Source organism: Neobacillus sp. DHD-1R (genome assembly GCF_057747995.1).
Genome location: NZ_CM173232.1, coordinates 4,103,501 through 4,124,605, shown reverse-complemented (window position 1 = coordinate 4,124,605; position 21,105 = coordinate 4,103,501). Strand labels below are relative to the sequence as shown.

The window sequence follows — 21,105 nt, the reverse complement described above, 5'->3', positions numbered from 1 at the left end:
TCAAGAACATTTTTATTAATTTATATGCGATGGATACCCAATTAGTAGGAAGAAAAAACGTCCGCTCCAATTAGCGGACGTTTTTTCTTTTACATATCACTCAGTTGATACTGATGGATCAGCCTGTTCTTTAACAGGAAGGATTTGAATAAAGTGATTTTCTGGGTCAACTAATAGGTCACGAAGCTGATTGGCTTCATCAAATTGACCATTTTGCTCAAGTAAATCTGTATATTTGCCTAATAATTCATTTATATCTTGTTTGCCCTTTTCGTTAATATCCACAACAGATACTTTGGCACCCTTGGCTACCCGTCTTTGAATGGCTTCTTTCGTTAAGCCCATTTCAGGTTGATGGCGTACATAAATGACACCGCCGGTCATCCCTGCACAAATCCATGGACCTGGGTCACCTAACACTAATCCGCGTCCGTTTGTCATATATTCGAAGGCGAATCCTTTAATATTAGCATTGGCACCGATGTTACCAGCTTCTTTTTCCGGAAGTGGCTTTTTAACTCCGCCGCCAATAATTAAATCAGCTCCAGAGAGGCGGATTCCGGCCCGGGCATCAGCACTTCCTTGTGCGACAAGGAGACCTTTTTGCGCACCGTAACCAAAGCCTTTTCCAACAGAACCGTTCAAATAACGACCATTCTTACCTTTAGACTTAAGAACGTGGATGTTACCGCCAAAGGAGGTCTTTCCGACACCGTCCTGACCCCCGCCATTTACCGTAATCTCAATTCCTTCACTATTATAAGCACCTAAACCGTTACCTGGGATAGAGCCATTTTTATATTTAAGCTGTACAGGCGCTAACTGCTTATAAGAGCCATCGAGTCTTCCGCGGACACGGTGACAAGAAACGCGGCTTCCTAGAACACGCTGTTCAGATGTTACACTTTCAAATTCGCGAGAAGAGTGTAATTGATCCACACTTCCATCGAGATATTCTGCACCAACTGCCACTTGCATTTGGACTTCTTCGATAGACTTTGAAGCTTCCGTTTTTGCAAACTGGCTGATTTCAAGTGGTTTCAATAGATAGGAGAGGCTGAGCTGGTTCTCTCCATTTATTTGCTCTAATAATTCGGAATGTCCTACAGCATCTTGTAAATTCTTGATTCCCAATGAAGAAGCAAGCTCTTTTAATTCCGATCCAAATGCAGTAAAGAGATTCATAATTCCTTGAACGGCTAATTCTAATTGTCTTGGAACGAAGCGTCGCAGGCCGTGTTCTTTAGCTTGTGCTTCAGATTCTATTTGAGTGGCAATCCCCACATGGCATGTATCCAAATGGCAGCCGCGGCAAGTAGTACATCCAATTGCAAGCATTGATAATGTACCAAATCCAACTCGGTTTGCGCCCAGAAGCATAATTTTCATGACGTCCATTGCGCTCTTCATTCCACCATCAGCCCAGATTTCTACCTTGTGGCGAAGACCACTTTCTAATAGAGCATTATGGGCTGCCTTTACGCCAATTTCAACTGGTAAGCCAACATACTGAAGGGCATGGATTCTTGCTGCCCCCGTACCTCCATCAAAACCACTTAACGTGATTATGTCTGCACCTGCTTTGGCGATACCGACAGCGATTGTTCCGATATTTGGTACAACTGGAACTTTAACAGCAATTTTTGCCTGATCATTTGCCGTTTTCAATTCTAAAATCATTTGTGCTAAATCTTCGATTGAGTAGATATCATGGTTGTTTGATGGTGAAATCAAATCAGACCCGAGTGTGGCATTACGTGCTTCAGCAACCTTGGCCGTAACCTTTGAACCAGGTAAGTGACCGCCTTCGCCAGGCTTGGCACCTTGACCAATCTTAATTTCTAGTAAATTTGAAGAGTTTAACAGTTCTGCATTGACCCCGAAACGGCCTGAGGCAATTTGTTGTCCTCTTGTTTTCGGGTATTTACCGAGCATATCTTTGATTTCTCCACCCTCACCATTAAGGCTGACCATATTTAAACGATCTGCTCCCTCTGCGTAGGCTCTAAATGCTGTCTCATTTTGAGAACCGAAGGACATCGATGAAATAAGGAACGGTAAATCATGGTCACCTACGTGAATGTCCACTTCCGTTGGTGATATCTGTTTATTGCTCTTTTTAAGATTAACTAAATGGCGAATCGTTGTTGGATTCTCGGTTTCTTGTTCCGAGATTTTATCACGATAAACACTGTAATCCCCTGTTGCTGCTACTTCACCAATGGCCTTCCAAATACGAGGGAAGAGGTGAAAGGTTTTGCCGACTCTTTCTTTCTCATTTTGGTAATCTTCTGCTCTCTTAATGGCATCTTGCTTTAATGCTTCAAAATTAGTTTCAAGCTCTTTTGAACCAAAGAAGTTTACGATGTTTAGAACATTGGCAATATCTTCGTGTAAGCCAATACTTGAGAACAATCTGCCGTAACCGCGCAGCTCATGGATTCCAATAGTTGAGATTACTTTTTCTAATCCCTTTGTTAATGCACTATAAAGGTTCAATAATGGTTTTGTATTTTCGTCGAGAACGGTTAAGAACATATAATACGGACTAATTAAATCTGCTCCAAGGCCAAAGGCAGTAACAATGTCATGGAGCGAACGAATCGCAGCGGACCGTAATAATAATGAACATTCTCTTCTTAATTCAGCCTTCATTAACGCTTGGTCGATGGCAGAAGTGACAAGAAGCGGATCAATCCAATAGAAATCATCTTGATGAGCTTTTGCGTCATCAAGGATTAACAACGATTTACCAGCCTGGACTGCTTGAACGGCTTCATTTGCAAGTCTAGTTAACGCACTGTCGACATTTTCATCCTTATTAAAAGTAGTAGAAATATAGACAGCTAGTTTTTGCTCTTGAAAATGTTGTACCACTTGATCAAAACTTGGCTGACCAATTTCCTCTGAACAAGTGAAGCCAACTTTTCCTTCTAATAGTAGAGGAGTAGTGAGTTCAATGACCGCTCCTGTTTCTTCTTTTGAAAATAAAGCAGGTCGTTTCCCAATTATGACACGAGTCGAGAAATGTTCTGTTTCGCGATCACGGTCTATTGCTGGGTTGGTAACAACAGCGACACTTTCTTTAATATAGTCGGCAATATTAACACGTTCAGGATTAAGGGCTGCTAGTGGAGCGTCATGTCCAAGCGAGCGGATTGGTTCCACTCCTTTTTCAGCCATTTGTTCGATTAATTGAATATGATCTCGTTCCCAGCCAAATGCCTTATATTGACCGTTATGAATTTTATCAGGATAACTCATCGTAACGGTCTTAGCCAATGCTGGTGACTGCAAACGTAACCTTGATTCACTTATGTTTAAGCGATCCGTAAAACGGGTAAACACTTCACTTTGATATTGTTCTTGCTCATAAACATCCAATTTATCGCCATTCCATTTGAATCCAACTTTTTCACCTGGCGCTAATGGTTTTGGGTCGTTAACATATTCACTGGACGGAATGATCCCTGGTTCTGAAGAAAATAGGTAAGAACTTTCAGTTTCAAGCATCCAAAGCGGGCGAAGACCAAGTGCATCGACACTAAATACTGCTTCATCACCATAGCGAGAAATAATTCCCGCAGGTCCTTGAGCAAAGTGTCCCCATGCCTCGCGAAGATACGTATATAAATCTTGCTTGTGATCAGGATATGCCTTGATTTCATTTATAATTGGCGGGAATAGAAGATCCATAGCCTCAAATAAAGTATAGCCATCGCGGCAAATTAACGTTTCCATGGTACGGCTTAAGTCCTGTGAATCACTGCCGTCCTTTACTAATGGTACACTTATCATTCTTGCCTCATCGCGAAGTTTTGCAATTGTATTAATCTCTCCATTATGGCCAAGAACACTAAACGGCTGTACTCGGAAAAAGCTTGATAAGGTATTAGTAGAGTAACGATTATGACCTAATGTAATGGTTGATGCGACAAGTGGGTTTGCTAAGTCAAGATAATAGCGGGGCAAAATATCCCCTGCACCCATTACTTTGTAAACAACATGGTTTTGACTTAGTGATGCCACATGAACATGCTCATTTAGTTCAAAATCAATTAAGACATCGAAAAGAACTTTATTTAATTCTTGACCTTTTTTTGCTGAAAGACAGGCAAATTGCCAAAAAACAGGATTTTCCTGAATGGCAATAGGGCCAAGAGCAGATTGGTCTGTAACATTATTTGTCTCAAAAACTAGTTCTAAGTCATAGGCTTGAAGCTTTTTTAATAGTTCTTGTTTAGTAGTATTCCAGTTGACCTTTTGACTAATGAAAATATGGCCGACAGCAAATTCCTCTTTATCAGCAAGTTGCGGGTCAAGGCCTGCCTGGTTCAATTTTTGTTTCCAAAGTTCGGTTGGAATATCCATATGGATTCCGACACCATCACCTTCGCCGTTAATAAAACCAGCACGGTGATTCATTGTAACAAGAGCATCAATGCAGTCAAAAATATTTTTCCTTGTCGGAATTTTGCTTTTTTCAAGGCAAGCAACAATTCCACATGCATCATGTTCTTGTTTATAGAAATCTTTAAATAGGGAAGGGGTCCAGTTTTGTGACATATTGTTTGGCTTCATCGGTTTACCGCTAAAGCCGCTTCACCTCCTATGATACTATTAAATTAAAAAACTTTGTCTATAATGTGATAAAAAGGAAATTTTCGCCATGTGACATTATATCACATGGTTTTAAAGCTATAATAATATATAGTATCATAAGAATTTTCAGAAATCAAATAAATATACAAGGATTTGGATAAAAGAAAGGAGGGGAATTGTTGAAAAAATTACAGAAAGATGTTAATGGAAGCGTTTTCAATTGTAAATATTAAAAAAAGGGAGTATTTTCCTCTCCCCAGTGTGAATAAAAAATGCATAATTATTCGGTCAAAAGTGAAGAAAATGCATTTCTTACCGCATGTAATGTTGCTTCCACATCCTCTTTTGTATGGGCAATGGTTAAAAACCATGCTTCGTATTTAGATGGAGCTAGATTAATTCCTTGATGCAGCATTAATTTAAAAAACTTAGCAAACATCTCGCCATCCGTGTTTTCTGCCTGTTTATAGTTTTCAATTTTTTCATTCGTGAAAAAAACGGTAAGTGCACCTTTTAATCTGTTAATGGTAATTTGAATATTATACTCCTTAGCAGCCGCTAAGATTCCCTCTTCAAGCATTGCACCTAACTGATCTAAATAATCATAAATGCCTTCTTGTTTTAATACTTCGAGGCAGGCAATACCAGACAGCATGGAAGCCGGGTTTCCAGCCATCGTTCCAGCTTGATATGCTGGTCCAAGCGGTGCGACTTCATCCATGATTTCTTTACGCCCGCCATATGCGCCAATTGGGAGACCACCGCCAATGATTTTTCCAAGTGCAGTTAAATCGGGTTGAACCCCTAATAAGTCCTGGGCACCGCCATACATAAATCGAAATGCTGTGATAACTTCATCATAAATGACGAGGGCACCGGCAGCATGAGTAAGGTCGTTAACTTGCTGCAAAAAGCCGGGATTTGGTTCAACAATCCCAAAATTCCCCACAATAGGTTCAACTAAGACTGCAGCGATTTGGTCGCCCCATTTTTCCAATGCTTCCTTATATGGTTCGATATCATTGAAAGGGACGGTAATGACTTCTTGGGCGATGCTTTTAGGAACACCAGCTGAATCCGGTGTACCAAGAGTGGATGGACCAGAACCGGCAGCAACCAGGACGAGATCTGAGTGACCATGATAACAACCGGCAAATTTGATGATTTTATCGCGACCCGTATAGGCACGGGCAACACGGATTGTAGACATTACCGATTCTGTACCCGAGTTGGTAAAACGAACCTTATCTAATGAAGGAATGGCTTCCTTCAACATTTTGGCGAATTTGACCTCATGTGGTGTTGGGGTGCCATAAAGAACACCGCTTTCTGCAGCACGTTTAATTGCTTCAGTAATATGTGGGTGGGCATGGCCGGTAATAATCGGACCATAGGCAGCAAGGTAATCGATATATTGATTACCGTCGACATCCCAAAAATAAGCACCTTGTGCGCGTTCCATTGCGATTGGAGCTCCACCGCCGACGGCTTTATAGGATCTTGATGGGCTGTTTACTCCGCCGACAATATGTTGTAGTGCTTCATTATGTAACCGTTCCGAATTTGCAAATTGCATAAATTTTCCTCCTTAAATGCGTATCTACTTATTTTATCACTTTTTTAGTAGACTTCTACCTGATAGATATTTTAGAAAATTTGAAGAAATACTGGGTATTGTTTTATAAATCCGATTTGGCTAAACTAATTCTTTAGGGCTGTGCACAGGAGGAATCAAAATGGAAAATGTCATTCAAGTAAAAAATTTACGAAAAGAGTTTAAATCCTATTCGAGTCGTACTGGATTAAAAGGGGCGTTTAGGGATTTATTAACGCGAAATTATAAAATTGTTCCTGCCGTACATGATATTAATTTTACGGTAAAAAAAGGAGAAATGGTTGGTTATATCGGTGAGAATGGTGCTGGAAAATCAACCACTATAAAAATGTTGACGGGAATTTTAACGCCTACATCAGGAGAAATTATCGTAAATGGGATGAATCCACATAAAGAACGGGAAAGATTTGTACAAACGATTGGTGTCGTTTTCGGTCAGCGTTCGCAATTATGGTGGGATATTGCGGTTCAAGAGTCGTTCCGCCTGTTAAAAAAAGTGTATAAGGTATCTGATGAACAATACGATGACCACATGAACCATGTTATACGGACACTGGATATAGAGCCGCTTTTAGATAAGGCTGTCCGCAAACTTTCCCTTGGTCAAAGAATGCGCTGCGAGCTTGCAGCAGCGTTAATTCATAACCCGCCCTTACTGTTTTTAGATGAACCTACGATTGGTTTAGATGTATTGGTAAAATTAAAAATTCGTGAATTCTTAAAGGAAATCAACCAGAAATATAATACTACGATTCTACTGACAACCCATGATTTGTCAGATATTGAAGCATTATGTGAGCGGGTTGTTATGCTTGATGAAGGAAAAATTATTTATGATGGGGCACTGCAAGAATTGAAGGAAAAATGGGGCGATAAAAAACAGCTTCAATTTCAATTTCTTGAAAAAGTGGATATGGCTGCAGTTCAGAAAATTACGAGCGGGTTACCCGTTGCATGGGAGCTGGATGAAAAGGGACAAATTTTCACAGCGAGCATGGAAGACCGTGATGAACTTATTTCTCAGGTTATTGCTAAAATTGTTGCTGCCTTTAAAATTAAAGACGTAAAAATAAATGAAACTTCAACAGAAGAAATCATTCGAAATATTTATGAAAAGGGTGCTGTGGAAGTTGGATAAATATTTAGAAATGATAAGAATCCGCTTTTTAATGATGCTGGCATATCGAACAAATTATTATACAGGTATTCTCATTTATAGTATTAATATTGGTGCTTATTACTTTTTGTGGACTGCTATTTATGGTGGAAAGGAACAAATTGAGGGGCTTTCGGTCGTTCAAATGACTACCTATGTAGCGGTTTCCTGGATGGCGAGAGCATTCTATTTCAATAACCTTGACCGTGAAATGGCACAAGAAATTATGGAAGGAAAAGTAGCCATTGAATTAATCAGACCCTACAATTATCTAGGAATGAAGACGATGCAGGGTTTAGGGGAAGGGATATTTAGACTTTTCTTTTTCTCAGCACCGGGACTTATCATTGTTTATTTCGTTTTTCCTATCCAATTTACTTGGGAACCAGGTGTATGGGGGTTATTTACGATCTCGATCCTACTAAGTTTTTTTATTAATACCGAACTTAATTTATTAACGGGAATTACTACTTTCTTTCTATATAATAATGCAGGCTTGATTCGAGCGAAACGCGTTGTCATCGATTTGTTTTCGGGGCTTCTTTTGCCAATCAGTTTCTTTCCAGGATGGGCGCAGGGGGTCATGAAATATCTCCCTTTTCAAGGAATAAGCTATATTCCTAGTATGATTTTTACCAAGGGGTTTTCCCATCAGCAGGCAATTGAAGCGATTGGGCAGCAATTTATTTGGGTAATCATTTTAATCCTGCCGATTTATTTACTATGGCAATTGGCAAAAAAACAATTGATTATCCAAGGGGGGTAAGCAGTGTTTTATGTATCGATGTTAGTTCAATATATTGGTCAATATTTAAAAACAAGGTTTCAATACCGGGCCGATTTGTTTGTTGAATTTTTCTCGGATCTTCTTTCACAGGCCATTAACTTGGTGTTTATTTTAGTGGTCTTTGGACATACCAATTACCTGCACGGTTGGAACAGAGATGAAATTATTTTTATCTATGGCTTTTTTCTTGTCCCCTATGCGTTTTTTTCTGCCTTTTTTAATATTTGGGACTTTAATGAACGATATATTGTTAAGGGAGAATTGGATCGAATCTTAACGAGGCCGATTCACAGTCTTTTTCAAATCATTCTCGAACGGCTGGAACTTGAATCCTTATTTGGTGCCATTACAGGGCTGGCTGTCATGTTGTATGCAGGCAGCAGGCTAGGTCTAGATGTTGATTGGTATGATCCTTTCCTATTTATTTTGTTTGTAATTGGTGGGGCGCTTGTCTATGGCGGTGTATTCATTATGCTTGCGTGTATTAGTTTTTGGGCGGATGCACGTACGTCGCTTATGCCAATGATGTACAATATTAGTAATTATGGACGCTATCCTGTGAATATCTATAATAAATTAATTGCCTTCGTGTTAACGTGGATCCTGCCCTTTGCCTTTGTGGGTGTGTATCCTGCTGCTTTTTTTCTTGAAAAAAAAGAGTGGTTCTGGTATTCATTTTTAACACCAGTAATGGGTGTACTCTTTTTTGCTCTTTCGGTACTGATTTGGAATCAGGGAGTCAATAAATATCGAGGTGCCGGGAATTAGAGTATAGAAAACACACTGTTTGATATTTTATAGTCCAAGCCTGCATAGGAATAGAATAACGCGATTTAAATTAGGGGTGGTAGGCGTGTTCTATTTCTTGCTTCCAATTGTTATTTTTTGCATCTTCATGAGTTTGCGGACTCTCTTTATTCCAAACACTCTTCGCGGGAAAATTGTCTCGGTTGAAAATTTCCTATATTTAGGAACTGTTTACTTGACCATCATTCTAGGTTTTGGTCTCATTTATCTTCTATTTAACTTAATTGGCACACCGTTACTTAAAGAAGTAAATCATCATTCTCAAAGTAATATCTTTGAAACGAGTTTTTATTTTAGTGCCATGACCCTATTTTCAGTGGGAAATGGAGATGTACTGCCACAAGGAATAGGAAGAATTATAGCAGTTATTGAGGCATTAATTGGCTATACGCTGCCTGCTGCTTTTGTAGCTAGGGTCATGTTAAATCGGGAAAAATAAGCATTTGAATATTAAATCATGGTGGAATGGGTTAAACTTTACAATTATAAGAATGTAAAGGAGATTCAGTTGATATGACGATAGAAGTGGGACAACTCGCTCCGGAATTTGTATTAAAAGATAGCAATGGGGAAATTGTTAAATTATCAGATTTTAGAGGTAAAAACGTAGTGTTGTATTTTTATCCAAAGGATATGACCCCAGGCTGTACGACACAAGCATGTGATTTTCGAGACTTTCATAAAAGCTTTACGGATTTAGATTGCATTATTATTGGAATAAGTCCCGATCCTAAAGAAAAACACGAAAAATTTATTGAGAAGTATAATTTACCGTTTTTACTATTAGTGGATGAAGAACATCGTGTGGCTGAAATGTATGAGGTTTGGAAATTAAAGAAAAACTTTGGTAATGAGTATATGGGAATTGAAAGATCAACTTTTGTTATAGATAAAGAAGGTAAATTAGTAAAAGACTGGCGGAAGGTAAAAGTAAAAGGCCATGTCGAAGAGGCACTACAGTATGTTAAGGAATATTTATCTAAATAATTTATTTAGAGATCCTGCACTATAAAGAAATCTTCTTAAAGGATTTGAAAAAAAGGATGAGACATTGCTCATCCTTTTTTTGCTATCATAAGAATTTATGAGTATTGACTTTGAGAATTGTCTAGCAGCTTCACTTTTCTTAGCCGAGTTTATATTTCGATGATAATGGGGAGAATCATCGGTTTTCTTTTCGTTTGTGTAAATAAATATTGTCCTACTGATTTTTTTATATTTTGTTTGATAACATTCCATTGCCGAATATTATCAGCTTGTAAGTCATGTACCGTTTTTTTGGTAAGTCGGTTTACTTCTTTTAGAAGATCATCTGAATTTCTTGCGTACACGAACCCTCGTGTGATCGTATCGGGACCTGAGATAATTTTTCGATCCGTTTTATTAATCGTAATCACGATCACAAGCATGCCATCTTCTGAAAGCTGCTTTCTGTCCCGTAACACAATGTCACCAACGTCTCCAACACCCATTCCATCTACGTAAGTATCACCTGCGAGAATGGACCGAGTTTGTCGTGCAACTTGGTTGTTAATATCAACGACATCTCCATTTTTAATAATAAACGTATTTTCTTTCTCCACCCCAACCGATACACCTAACAACCGATGATGATGCAACATTCGATATTCACCATGAATGGGAATAAAGTATCTTGGTTTCATTAAGGTAAGCATGAGCTTTAAATCTTCTTGGTAGCCGTGTCCGGATACGTGCATACCCGTTGAACTTCCAGACCCATAAATAACTTTCGCACCAAGTTGAAAGAGGTTATCGATGATCCGAGAAACGTCCTTTTCATTGCCGGGGATTGGTGAGGCGGCTAAAATAACGGTGTCCCCAGGGTAAATAACCACATCCCGATAGTTTCCACTCGCCAGACGGGAAAGGGCAGCCATTGGCTCTCCTTGACTTCCAGTGCATAGAATAGTTATCTTGCCAGCGGGGTATTTATCTACTTCTTTTGGCTCGATCAGCATTCCATCAGGAATATATAAATAACCACGTTCAATTGCTACAGATACAACATTAACCATGCTCCGTCCCAGCAATGCCAGTTTCCGGTTGGTCTTAATGGATGCTTCAACCACTTGCTGAAGACGATTTACATTCGAAGCAAAGGTCGAGATGAAAATATTTCCTTGTGCTTTCAAAAAAGCCTCTTCCATATGAATACTAACCATTTGTTCAGATGGCGTTAGCCCCTTACGTTCTGCATTGGTACTTTCAGATATTAACACTAAGACACCTTGTTGACCGATACTTGCCATCTTATGTATATCTGAATACTGATGATTAGCAGGGGTTAAATCGAATTTAAAGTCCCCGGTATGGACGACGTTTCCTTCAGGTGTATGAAAGACAATGCCAAGGCAATCTGGAATGCTATGGCTTACTTTGAAAAAGGAAACTTGAACTTGTCCAAATTCTAATATTGACTCAGAATCAATCGGAATGAGGGTTGTATCTCGTTTAAGCCGGTGTTCATCTACTTTTAACTCGATTAAACCGAGTGTAAAGCGAGTACCATAAATAGGAACATTTAATTTTCTTAAAAAGTAAGGAATTCCGCCAATATGGTCTTCGTGTCCATGTGTCACAATTAATGCCCGTATTTTATCCTGATTTTCCTCGAGGTAGGTTATATCCGGTATAATTAAGTCAATACCTAAAAGGCTTTCATCGGGGAACTTACCTCCGCAGTCAATAATGAAGATATCATTTGCATATTGAACCACATACATATTTTTTCCGATTTCATTTATGCCACCTAAGGCAAAAATCGATAACGTTTGTTCTGATGAAGTCATCCTGATCCTCCGATTCTTAATAAATAATAAGAGTATCCCCACTTAGTATCACTTTGATGCCTTTTTAAAAGCCTATTTTTTATAGGAAAGGCATTTGTCCAATGCAATAACCAGTCATTTGAATATCATTTTATTAGGGCATACCTCCTCAGATAAATATTTGGGTCCTTAGTGGCCCTTTTTTTTGTATAAAAAAACATTTTAAATATCAATTTTTTTAAATATATATATATACTGTTGATATGATGAAGAAAATATTTATTTTTTTGGAAAAGTACATATACACTCAAACTTTGCATGCGTAATTTTATATAAATAAGGGGGGGATTATCTATGAAAATCTATACCAAAAAGGGAGATAAAGGAATAACCTCGCTAATATACGGACAAAGGGTTGCCAAGAATGATTTACGGGTTGAAGCTTATGGGACTTGCGATGAAACCAACTCTATGATCGGATTGGCATTGAGTTATTTAAATCCTGAAAATTTTCAAGGGAAAGAAATAATTGAAACTGTATATCATAAAATACAAACAAAACTTTTTCATGTGGGAGCAGAATTGGCAACCCCAAAGGGAAAAGAAGTTAAGTGGACGCTTTCGATGGTGGATATTGAAGAATTAGAAAAACAAATTGATGAATGGGACTTGTCCCTGCCTGCATTAACGAATTTTATCCTGCCGGGAGGTCATCCAGCAGGGGCTGCTTTTCATGTTGCGCGAACAATAGCAAGGAGAGCGGAAAGGTGTGTAGTTACAATGGGAGAAGATGTCAATCCTCTAGTTTTAGCCTATTTAAATCGATTATCTGACTTATTGTTTGTGACTGCCCGGTATGTGAACTATTTATTAGGAGCCAATGAGCAAACATTGCATGGAAATAGTTGAGGGTATTCAGTGTTAATTAGCTTATAATATTGACAAAAGTACAAAATACCTAGTAAAATTAATTATAACAATTATAATTTAATAATATATTTTAGAAAGAAGGTGCATGACGATGAATCAATTAAAAGAAGCGTTGGATACCCTGAAGGATACAGGTGTTAGAATTACTCCGCAACGTCATGCGATACTTGAATATTTAATAAACTCGATGTCACATCCTACAGCAGATGAAATTTACAAAGCCCTTGAAGGGAAATTTCCTAATATGAGTGTGGCAACAGTTTACAATAATTTACGAGTATTTCGTGAAGTTGGCTTAGTGAAAGAATTAACTTATGGAGATGCATCAGCTCGTTTTGATTTCGTTACATCGCATCATTATCATGTTATTTGTGATAAGTGCGGTAAAATTGTTGACTTCCATTATCCGGGCTTAGATGAGGTGGAACATCTTGCCTCCCATGTGACAGGCTTCAAAATTGATACCCACCGGATGGAGATTTACGGATCCTGTCCAGAATGTGCAAGCAAAGAGGTTCATTGATTAAATAAAAAAGAGGGTGACTTAAACCTTTTGGCTAAAAGCCTCAATGGTCTAAGTCATCCTCTTTATTTTTTTGCCTTGTTAGAATTATACGATTCGTCAAATTGTTTGCCTTCGAGTTGGGGATCTAGGGTTAATGGTTCACGACAATACATACACATGTCAACTCTGCCGAGGATCTTTGTGGTTTTTCCACAGTTTGGACATTTAACTTGGATAGTTTTGGTTGAAAGCATTCCAATCCAAAAATAGACCACAGTACTCGCAATAATAAACAGAAGACCCAAAAGCATAAAAATGGTCATGATAATAGGTGAAGTTCGAAAATAGATACCAATATACATAACAATGAAACCAATAAAAATTAAAGATAATGCAAAGGTACGGATTTTATTTATTTTACTTGATTGTTTTGCCATGTTACTCCCTCCTACATCAAACTATACCATATTTATTTTCATTGAAAAAATGCTACGATAGGAATGTCGAAAATTGTCTTAAACGAAAGAAGGAAATTAGGTCTCAATGTCGAACATATAATGCTACCTGAAAAAAATGGAGGAATGATGAATGGAAGACATCCTTCGGCCTATTTATCAAGAACGGGCGAGTCAATCTAATACTCTTGGGGTCTTGTTGGTTGAAAAAAAACAAATATCAAGTCATATAACCGATTCATTTGATGTCATATTATTAATTATTGTTAAAGAAGCCGATCAGCCGTTATTTATTAAGCATTATACGTATTACAACCAAAAGGCAGCCATGCATATTATTGCTGAACAATTGTTGCAGGATTGGCTCTTGCTAGGTACCAACCGAAAAATATTTGAATGGATTCATGAAGCTAAGATACTTTTTGATCGGAATGAATTCGTGGCCAATTTAAAAACTGAACTACGAGATTTTCCTTTTAACGGCCGAAAAATAAAAATGGGCATTGAATTTGCAAAGTTAATTCGTCGATATGTGGATGGGAAGGCACTATTTGAGAGTAAACAATTTTTAGATGCATATAACCATGTAGTTCATTCCTTACACCATCTTGCCAGATTAGCGGTAATAGAAAATGGTCTTCACCCTGAGCTTACAGTTTGGCATCAAGTAAAACAAATAGAACCAGAAATCTATAAATTATATGAAGAACTTGTTAATAGTGAAGAAACGCTAGAAAAGAGATTGGAACTTTTGTTCCTTGCGAGTGAGTTTATGATTCATTCTAGAACAAATATTGGTTCTGCACATTTATTGGAAGTACTTAGTGGTAAAGAATTTTGGATGTTTAATGAAATTATGAATGAAAAAGAATTAATTCCTTACTCTGTCGATCTGGCAGTGTTACTTGAGTATCTGATTGAAAAACATATTATTGAAGTAGTGAATGTTGAGACAAAAGGACATGGTTTATTTCATAGATGTTATCGAACAAATTAAATATTATTTTAATAAAGCAATAAAAGGTATTGACCTTTTGAAAAATACTTGGTATATTAATAACCGTCGCTGCGGAACATTTATTTAAAGCTTTCGTGAGTGACGGTTATTTTTAAAAAAGTATTGACACCACAAAGGCTTTTATGATAAATTAATAAAGTCGCTTGTGAGCGATTAAATGTTATTGTTCTTTGAAAACTAAACAAACAAAAACGTCAACAAACAATAAATTATTAGTTTCTTTTTGAAACTAAGCCAACGTAACATTTATGAGCTATATCAACTTTCTTGGAGAGTTTGATCCTGGCTCAGGACGAACGCTGGCGGCGTGCCTAATACATGCAAGTCGAGCGGATCAACAGAAGCTTGCTTCTGTTGATTAGCGGCGGACGGGTGAGTAACACGTGGGCAACCTGCCTGTAAGACTGGGATAACACCGGGAAACCGGTGCTAATACCGGATAATCTTTTTCCTCACATGAGGAAAAACTGAAAGTCGGTTTCGGCTGACACTTACAGATGGGCCCGCGGCGCATTAGCTAGTTGGTGAGGTAACGGCTCACCAAGGCGACGATGCGTAGCCGACCTGAGAGGGTGATCGGCCACACTGGGACTGAGACACGGCCCAGACTCCTACGGGAGGCAGCAGTAGGGAATCTTCCACAATGGACGAAAGTCTGATGGAGCAACGCCGCGTGAGCGATGAAGGCCTTCGGGTCGTAAAGCTCTGTTGTTAGGGAAGAACAAGTATCGGAGTAACTGCCGGTACCTTGACGGTACCTAACCAGAAAGCCACGGCTAACTACGTGCCAGCAGCCGCGGTAATACGTAGGTGGCAAGCGTTGTCCGGAATTATTGGGCGTAAAGCGCGCGCAGGCGGTCCTTTAAGTCTGATGTGAAAGCCCACGGCTCAACCGTGGAGGGTCATTGGAAACTGGGGGACTTGAGTGCAGAAGAGGAAAGCGGAATTCCACGTGTAGCGGTGAAATGCGTAGAGATGTGGAGGAACACCAGTGGCGAAGGCGGCTTTCTGGTCTGTAACTGACGCTGAGGCGCGAAAGCGTGGGGAGCAAACAGGATTAGATACCCTGGTAGTCCACGCCGTAAACGATGAGTGCTAAGTGTTAGGGGGTTTCCGCCCCTTAGTGCTGCAGCTAACGCATTAAGCACTCCGCCTGGGGAGTACGGCCGCAAGGCTGAAACTCAAAGGAATTGACGGGGGCCCGCACAAGCGGTGGAGCATGTGGTTTAATTCGAAGCAACGCGAAGAACCTTACCAGGTCTTGACATCCTCTGACACTCCTAGAGATAGGACGTTCCCCTTCGGGGGACAGAGTGACAGGTGGTGCATGGTTGTCGTCAGCTCGTGTCGTGAGATGTTGGGTTAAGTCCCGCAACGAGCGCAACCCTTGTTCTTAGTTGCCAGCATTCAGTTGGGCACTCTAAGGAGACTGCCGGTGACAAACCGGAGGAAGGTGGGGATGACGTCAAATCATCATGCCCCTTATGACCTGGGCTACACACGTGCTACAATGGATGGTACAAAGGGCAGCAAAGCCGCGAGGCCTAGCCAATCCCATAAAACCATTCTCAGTTCGGATTGTAGGCTGCAACTCGCCTACATGAAGCCGGAATCGCTAGTAATCGCGGATCAGCATGCCGCGGTGAATACGTTCCCGGGCCTTGTACACACCGCCCGTCACACCACGAGAGTTTGTAACACCCGAAGTCGGTGGGGTAACCGCAAGGAGCCAGCCGCCTAAGGTGGGACAGATGATTGGGGTGAAGTCGTAACAAGGTAGCCGTATCGGAAGGTGCGGCTGGATCACCTCCTTTCTAAGGATAATGCAGTCCTTTCGGACTGATAAGAAGTTGACCGCTTTTTGTTTGTTTAGTTTTGAGAGTACAATCTCTCGAAACATTCGTTCTTTGAAAACTAGATAATCGTAAGAAGAAGCAAGTAAAACATCGAGTAATCGCCATTTTAGTTTTCTCTCTTATTTATTAAGAGAAACAAACCTTTTAGGTTAAGTTAGAAAGGGCGCACGGTGAATGCCTTGGCACTAGGAGCCGATGAAGGACGGGACTAACACCGATATGCTTCGGGGAGCTGTAAGTAAGCTTTGATCCGGAGATTTCCGAATGGGGAAACCCACTGCTCGTAATGGAGTAGTATCTTTACCTGAATACATAGGGTATGGATGGCATACCCGGGGAACTGAAACATCTAAGTACCCGGAGGAAGAGAAAGCAAACGCGATTCCCTGAGTAGCGGCGAGCGAAACGGGACATAGCCCAAACCAAGAGGCTTGCCTCTTGGGGTTGTAGGACACTCAACATGGAGTTACAAAGGAACGGGGTAGATGAAGCGATCTGGAAAGGTCCGTCATAGAAGGTAAAAACCCTGTAGTTGAAACTTCGTTCCCTCCTGAGTGGATCCTGAGTACGGCCGGACACGAGAAATCCGGTCGGAAGCAGGGAGGACCATCTCCCAAGGCTAAATACTCCCTAGTGACCGATAGTGAACCAGTACCGTGAGGGAAAGGTGAAAAGCACCCCGGAAGGGGAGTGAAATAGTTCCTGAAACCGTGTGCCTACAAGTAGTCAGAGCCCGTTAATGGGTGATGGCGTGCCTTTTGTAGAATGAACCGGCGAGTTACGATCCCATGCAAGGTTAAGTTGAAGAGACGGAGCCGCAGCGAAAGCGAGTCTGAATAGGGCGAATGAGTATGTGGTCGTAGACCCGAAACCAGGTGATCTACCCATGTCCAGGGTGAAGTCCAGGTAACACTGGATGGAGGCCCGAACCCACGCACGTTGAAAAGTGCGGGGATGAGGTGTGGGTAGCGGAGAAATTCCAATCGAACTTGGAGATAGCTGGTTCTCTCCGAAATAGCTTTAGGGCTAGCCTCACGTAGTAAGAGTCTTGGAGGTAGAGCACTGTTTGGACTAGGGGCCCTCATCGGGTTACCGAATTCAGACAAACTCCGAATGCCAAAGACTTATCCGTGGGAGTCAGACTGCGAGTGATAAGATCCGTAGTCAAAAGGGAAACAGCCCAGACCACCAGCTAAGGTCCCAAAGTATACGTTAAGTGGAAAAGGATGTGGAGTTGCTTAGACAACCAGGATGTTGGCTTAGAAGCAGCCACCATTTAAAGAGTGCGTAATAGCTCACTGGTCGAGTGACTCTGCGCCGAAAATGTACCGGGGCTAAACGTATCACCGAAGCTGTGGATTGACATCAACGATGTCAGTGGTAGGAGAGCGTTCTAAGGGCGTTGAAGCTAGACCGTAAGGACTGGTGGAGCGCTTAGAAGTGAGAATGCCGGTATGAGTAGCGAAAGATGAGTGAGAATCTCATCCACCGAATGCCTAAGGTTTCCTGAGGAAGGCTCGTCCGCTCAGGGTTAGTCGGGACCTAAGCCGAGGCCGAAAGGCGTAGGCGATGGACAACAGGTTGATATTCCTGTACCACCTCTTTATCGTTTGAGTGATGGGGGGACGCAGGAGGATAGGGTAAGCGCGCTGTTGGATATGCGCGTCTAAGCAGTTAGGCTGGTAAGTAGGAAAATCCGCTTACCGTGAAGGCTGAGCTGTGACAGCGAGGGAAATTTAGTACCGAAGTTCCTGATTCCACACTGCCAAGAAAAGCCTCTAGCGAGATAAAAGGTGCCCGTACCGCAAACCGACACAGGTAGGCGAGGAGAGAATCCTAAGGTGAGCGAGAGAACTCTCGTTAAGGAACTCGGCAAAATGACCCCGTAACTTCGGGAGAAGGGGTGCTCTTTGGGGTGAATAGCCTCGAAGAGCCGCAGTGAATAGGCCCAGGCGACTGTTTAGCAAAAACACAGGTCTCTGCGAAGCCGCAAGGCGAAGTATAGGGGCTGACGCCTGCCCGGTGCTGGAAGGTTAAGAGGAGGGGTTAGCGCAAGCGAAGCTCTGAATCGAAGCCCCAGTAAACGGCGGCCGTAACTATAACGGTCCTAAGGTAGCGAAATTCCTTGTCGGGTAAGTTCCGACCCGCACGAAAGGCGTAACGATCTGGGCACTGTCTCAACGAGAGACTCGGTGAAATTATAGTACCTGTGAAGATGCAGGTTACCCGCGACAGGACGGAAAGACCCCGTGGAGCTTTACTGTAGCCTGATATTGAATTTTGGTACAGCTTGTACAGGATAGGTAGGAGCCTGAGAAGCCGGAGCGCTAGCTTCGGTGGAGGCGTCGGTGGGATACTACCCTGGCTGTATTGAAATTCTAACCCGCACCCCTGATCGGGGTGGGAGACAGTGTCAGGTGGGCAGTTTGACTGGGGCGGTCGCCTCCTAAAGAGTAACGGAGGCGCCCAAAGGTTCCCTCAGAATGGTTGGAAATCATTCGTAGAGTGTAAAGGCACAAGGGAGCTTGACTGCGAGACCTACAAGTCGAGCAGGGACGAAAGTCGGGCTTAGTGATCCGGTGGTTCCGCATGGAAGGGCCATCGCTCAACGGATAAAAGCTACCCCGGGGATAACAGGCTTATCTCCCCCAAGAGTCCACATCGACGGGGAGGTTTGGCACCTCGATGTCGGCTCATCGCATCCTGGGGCTGTAGTCGGTCCCAAGGGTTGGGCTGTTCGCCCATTAAAGCGGTACGCGAGCTGGGTTCAGAACGTCGTGAGACAGTTCGGTCCCTATCCGTCGTGGGCGCAGGAAATTTGAGAGGAGCTGTCCTTAGTACGAGAGGACCGGGATGGACGCACCGCTGGTGTACCAGTTGTCTTGCCAAAGGCATCGCTGGGTAGCTATGTGCGGACGGGATAAGTGCTGAAAGCATCTAAGCATGAAGCCCCCCTCAAGATGAGATTTCCCATAGCGTCAAGCTAGTAAGAACCCTGAAAGATGATCAGGTTGATAGGTCAGAGGTGGAAGCGTGGCGACATGTGGAGCTGACTGATACTAATCGTTCGAGGACTTAACCAAATAGAAAAGCGGAGGCGACTGGTCAACTTCGACAGACGTTGGAGAGCCGGCACTGCAAATCCTGGTTTTGGATTTGAAGGGACGGATCGAAACGGCCGAGAAGTTAGGAGCCGCAGCTGGACAATTTTTAAAGCGAACTTGAGTTTTACAACACTTCTTCTAGATTATTTAGTTTTGAGGGAATGAAAAAATTTAAATTTCCTCTTGAAAAATATAAAAAAGACATTATAATAAAATAGTGTCGAATAAATAGTCTGGTAATTAAGGCGAGAAGGTCACACCCGTTCCCATACCGAACACGGAAGTTAAGCTTCTCAGCGCCGATGGTAGTTGGGACACGCGTCCCTGTGAGAGTAGGACGTTGCCAGGCTGTTATATGGAGGATTAGCTCAGCTGGGAGAGCATCTGCCTTACAAGCAGAGGGTCGGCGGTTCGATCCCGTCATCCTCCACCATAATAAATTTTCAATCTGTTTGCCGGGGTAGCTCAATTTGTAGAGTACGACCGAATATGCTTCCTGAAAAAACTTCAGCATACTGACCGAGTAGCTGCTTGAATATTCATTCTGAGGTCAGGATGACGGCAACAAGAACAGCGTGTTCAAACTTAATAATTTTCCAAACTACATGCCGGGGTAGCTCAATTGGTAGAGCAACTGACTTGTAATCAGTAGGTTGGGGGTTCAAGTCCTCTCGCCGGCACCTTTAGTACGAGCCATTAGCTCAGTTGGTAGAGCACGTTCGAGTAAGCTTCTATGAAACAGCTTCAGGGCACACGCCGAGTTGCTGCTTGAATAAGCTTACTGAGGTGTGGGCATCCGGCGAAATAAGTGATTAGTGTATTATATTAGTACGAGCCATTAGCTCAGTTGGTAGAGCATCTGACTTTTAATCAGAGGGTCGAAGGTTCGAGTCCTTCATGGCTCACCATAATAAATTTATATGCGGGTGTGGCGGAATTGGCAGACGCACCAGACTTAGGATCTGGCGCCGCAAGGCGTGGGGGTTCGACTCCCTTCACCCGCATCAAGATTTTTGCAATAGCAAATAACATAATGCGGAAGTAGTTCAGTGGTAGAACATCACCTTGCCAAGGTGGGGGTCGCGGGTTCGAATCCCGTCTTCCGCTCCAAAATGCCGGGGTGGCGGAACTGGCAGACGCACAGGACTTAAAATCCTGCGGTAGGTGACTACCGTACCGGTTCGATTCCGGTCCTCGGCACCATTTACAATAAAGTTATATGCGCCCTTAGCTCAGCTGGATAGAGTGTTTGACTACGAATCAAAAGGTCGGGAGTTCGAATCTCTCAGGGCGCATTTTTACGGGAAGTAGCTCAGCTTGGTAGAGCACTTGGTTTGGGACCAAGGGGTCGCAGGTTCGAATCCTGTCTTCCCGACCATTCAATTCATTCCTTTATGGGGTCTTAGCTCAGCTGGGAGAGCGCCTGCTTTGCACGCAGGAGGTCAGGGGTTCGATCCCCCTAGACTCCACCATAAAATAAT

The 21,105-nt window shown here is 41.9% G+C and carries 12 protein-coding genes, 9 tRNA genes and 3 rRNA genes; 20 read left to right on the top strand and 4 right to left on the bottom strand.

Features of this window, described 5'->3' with window-relative positions:
* Positions 1 to 96: 96 nt before the first annotated feature.
* Entirely contained in the window at positions 97 to 4,566 is a 4,470-nt protein-coding gene (locus tag AC3ANL_RS20395; protein ID WP_488329785.1) for a glutamate synthase-related protein, read from the bottom strand.
* Positions 4,567 to 4,882: 316 nt separating this feature from the next.
* Complete coding sequence (locus AC3ANL_RS20390; RefSeq protein WP_488326187.1) at positions 4,883 to 6,178, bottom strand: glutamate-1-semialdehyde 2,1-aminomutase; 1,296 nt, start codon at positions 6,176 to 6,178, stop codon at positions 4,883 to 4,885.
* Between the two features lie 160 nt (positions 6,179 to 6,338).
* On the opposite strand from AC3ANL_RS20390, the gene AC3ANL_RS20385 reads away from it, so the two are divergent.
* The 5 genes from AC3ANL_RS20385 (at position 6,339) to bcp (ending at position 9,954) form a co-directional block, all read left to right on the top strand.
* Entirely contained in the window at positions 6,339 to 7,355 is a 1,017-nt protein-coding gene (locus AC3ANL_RS20385; protein ID WP_488326186.1) for an ABC transporter ATP-binding protein, read from the top strand.
* Positions 7,348 to 8,139, top strand: a complete 792-nt coding sequence (locus AC3ANL_RS20380) for an ABC transporter permease (protein ID WP_488326185.1) — start codon at positions 7,348 to 7,350, stop codon at positions 8,137 to 8,139. The genes AC3ANL_RS20385 and AC3ANL_RS20380 overlap by 8 nt, the downstream gene beginning before the upstream one ends.
* A gap of 3 nt (positions 8,140 to 8,142) precedes the next feature.
* Positions 8,143 to 8,928 carry an ABC transporter permease gene (locus tag AC3ANL_RS20375; protein ID WP_488326184.1) on the top strand — a complete coding sequence of 262 codons (786 nt, stop codon included), beginning with the start codon at positions 8,143 to 8,145 and terminating at the stop codon, positions 8,926 to 8,928.
* An 85-nt stretch (positions 8,929 to 9,013) separates the two neighbouring features.
* The gene (locus AC3ANL_RS20370) at positions 9,014 to 9,406 is read left to right on the top strand and encodes an ion channel (RefSeq protein ID WP_488326183.1); all 393 of its coding nucleotides are present in this window, start codon (positions 9,014 to 9,016) and stop codon (positions 9,404 to 9,406) included.
* A 74-nt stretch (positions 9,407 to 9,480) separates the two neighbouring features.
* Entirely contained in the window at positions 9,481 to 9,954 is a 474-nt protein-coding gene (gene bcp / locus AC3ANL_RS20365) for a thioredoxin-dependent thiol peroxidase (RefSeq protein WP_488326182.1), read from the top strand.
* Positions 9,955 to 10,103: 149 nt separating this feature from the next.
* On the opposite strand, the gene AC3ANL_RS20360 is transcribed toward bcp, so the two are convergent.
* On the bottom strand, positions 10,104 to 11,777 hold the full coding sequence (locus tag AC3ANL_RS20360; protein WP_488326181.1) for a ribonuclease J: 1,674 nt from the start codon (positions 11,775 to 11,777) through the stop codon (positions 10,104 to 10,106).
* A 333-nt stretch (positions 11,778 to 12,110) separates the two neighbouring features.
* Here AC3ANL_RS20360 and AC3ANL_RS20355 point away from each other — a divergent pair, with 333 nt between their 5' ends.
* Positions 12,111 to 12,665: a cob(I)yrinic acid a,c-diamide adenosyltransferase gene (locus AC3ANL_RS20355; RefSeq protein WP_488326180.1), complete on the top strand. Its 555-nt coding sequence runs from the start codon at positions 12,111 to 12,113 to the stop codon at positions 12,663 to 12,665.
* Between the two features lie 106 nt (positions 12,666 to 12,771).
* Complete coding sequence (gene perR, locus AC3ANL_RS20350; protein WP_488326179.1) at positions 12,772 to 13,209, top strand: peroxide-responsive transcriptional repressor PerR; 438 nt, start codon at positions 12,772 to 12,774, stop codon at positions 13,207 to 13,209.
* A 65-nt stretch (positions 13,210 to 13,274) separates the two neighbouring features.
* Here perR and AC3ANL_RS20345 read toward each other — a convergent pair whose 3' ends face one another.
* Complete coding sequence (locus tag AC3ANL_RS20345) at positions 13,275 to 13,628, bottom strand: YgzB family protein (RefSeq protein ID WP_488326178.1); 354 nt, start codon at positions 13,626 to 13,628, stop codon at positions 13,275 to 13,277.
* A 151-nt stretch (positions 13,629 to 13,779) separates the two neighbouring features.
* On the opposite strand from AC3ANL_RS20345, the gene AC3ANL_RS20340 reads away from it, so the two are divergent.
* The 13 genes from AC3ANL_RS20340 to AC3ANL_RS20280 all read left to right on the top strand — a co-directional run bounded on the left by AC3ANL_RS20340 (position 13,780) and on the right by AC3ANL_RS20280 (position 21,096).
* A complete protein-coding gene (locus tag AC3ANL_RS20340; RefSeq protein ID WP_488326177.1) occupies positions 13,780 to 14,643 on the top strand; it encodes a nucleotidyltransferase-like protein in 864 nt (287 codons plus the stop codon).
* A 285-nt stretch (positions 14,644 to 14,928) separates the two neighbouring features.
* Positions 14,929 to 16,478, top strand: a 16S ribosomal RNA gene (locus AC3ANL_RS20335).
* Positions 16,479 to 16,667: 189 nt separating this feature from the next.
* A 23S ribosomal RNA gene (locus AC3ANL_RS20330) occupies positions 16,668 to 19,603 on the top strand.
* Between the two features lie 253 nt (positions 19,604 to 19,856).
* Positions 19,857 to 19,973 (top strand): 5S ribosomal RNA (gene rrf, locus AC3ANL_RS20325).
* The 16S, 23S and 5S rRNA genes sit together here with 9 tRNA genes alongside, the layout of an rRNA operon.
* An 8-nt stretch (positions 19,974 to 19,981) precedes the next feature.
* Positions 19,982 to 20,057: transfer RNA gene (locus tag AC3ANL_RS20320), tRNA-Val, on the top strand.
* Between the two features lie 174 nt (positions 20,058 to 20,231).
* Positions 20,232 to 20,304 (top strand) — tRNA-Thr (locus tag AC3ANL_RS20315).
* 152 nt (positions 20,305 to 20,456) lie between these two features.
* Positions 20,457 to 20,532 (top strand) — tRNA-Lys (locus AC3ANL_RS20310).
* 14 nt (positions 20,533 to 20,546) lie between these two features.
* Positions 20,547 to 20,628, top strand: a tRNA-Leu gene (locus AC3ANL_RS20305).
* Positions 20,629 to 20,659: 31 nt separating this feature from the next.
* A tRNA-Gly gene (locus tag AC3ANL_RS20300) sits at positions 20,660 to 20,734 on the top strand.
* A 4-nt stretch (positions 20,735 to 20,738) separates the two neighbouring features.
* A tRNA-Leu gene (locus tag AC3ANL_RS20295) sits at positions 20,739 to 20,827 on the top strand.
* An 18-nt stretch (positions 20,828 to 20,845) separates the two neighbouring features.
* Positions 20,846 to 20,919, top strand: a tRNA-Arg gene (locus AC3ANL_RS20290).
* Between the two features lie 6 nt (positions 20,920 to 20,925).
* Positions 20,926 to 21,002 (top strand) — tRNA-Pro (locus tag AC3ANL_RS20285).
* Positions 21,003 to 21,020: 18 nt separating this feature from the next.
* Positions 21,021 to 21,096: transfer RNA gene (locus tag AC3ANL_RS20280), tRNA-Ala, on the top strand.
* Positions 21,097 to 21,105: the final 9 nt, after the last annotated feature.

Coding starts and splice junctions, on each gene's coding strand:
- bcp (WP_488326182.1), top strand. CDS start 9,481: ATGACGATAGAAGTGGGACAACTCGCTCCGGAATTTGTATTAAAAGAT.
- AC3ANL_RS20395 (WP_488329785.1), bottom strand. CDS start 4,566: ATGTCACAAAACTGGACCCCTTCCCTATTTAAAGATTTCTATAAACAA.
- AC3ANL_RS20355 (WP_488326180.1), top strand. CDS start 12,111: ATGAAAATCTATACCAAAAAGGGAGATAAAGGAATAACCTCGCTAATA.
- perR (WP_488326179.1), top strand. CDS start 12,772: ATGACGATGAATCAATTAAAAGAAGCGTTGGATACCCTGAAGGATACA.
- AC3ANL_RS20385 (WP_488326186.1), top strand. CDS start 6,339: ATGGAAAATGTCATTCAAGTAAAAAATTTACGAAAAGAGTTTAAATCC.
- AC3ANL_RS20345 (WP_488326178.1), bottom strand. CDS start 13,628: ATGGCAAAACAATCAAGTAAAATAAATAAAATCCGTACCTTTGCATTA.
- AC3ANL_RS20390 (WP_488326187.1), bottom strand. CDS start 6,178: ATGCAATTTGCAAATTCGGAACGGTTACATAATGAAGCACTACAACAT.
- AC3ANL_RS20360 (WP_488326181.1), bottom strand. CDS start 11,777: ATGACTTCATCAGAACAAACGTTATCGATTTTTGCCTTAGGTGGCATA.
- AC3ANL_RS20340 (WP_488326177.1), top strand. CDS start 13,780: ATGGAAGACATCCTTCGGCCTATTTATCAAGAACGGGCGAGTCAATCT.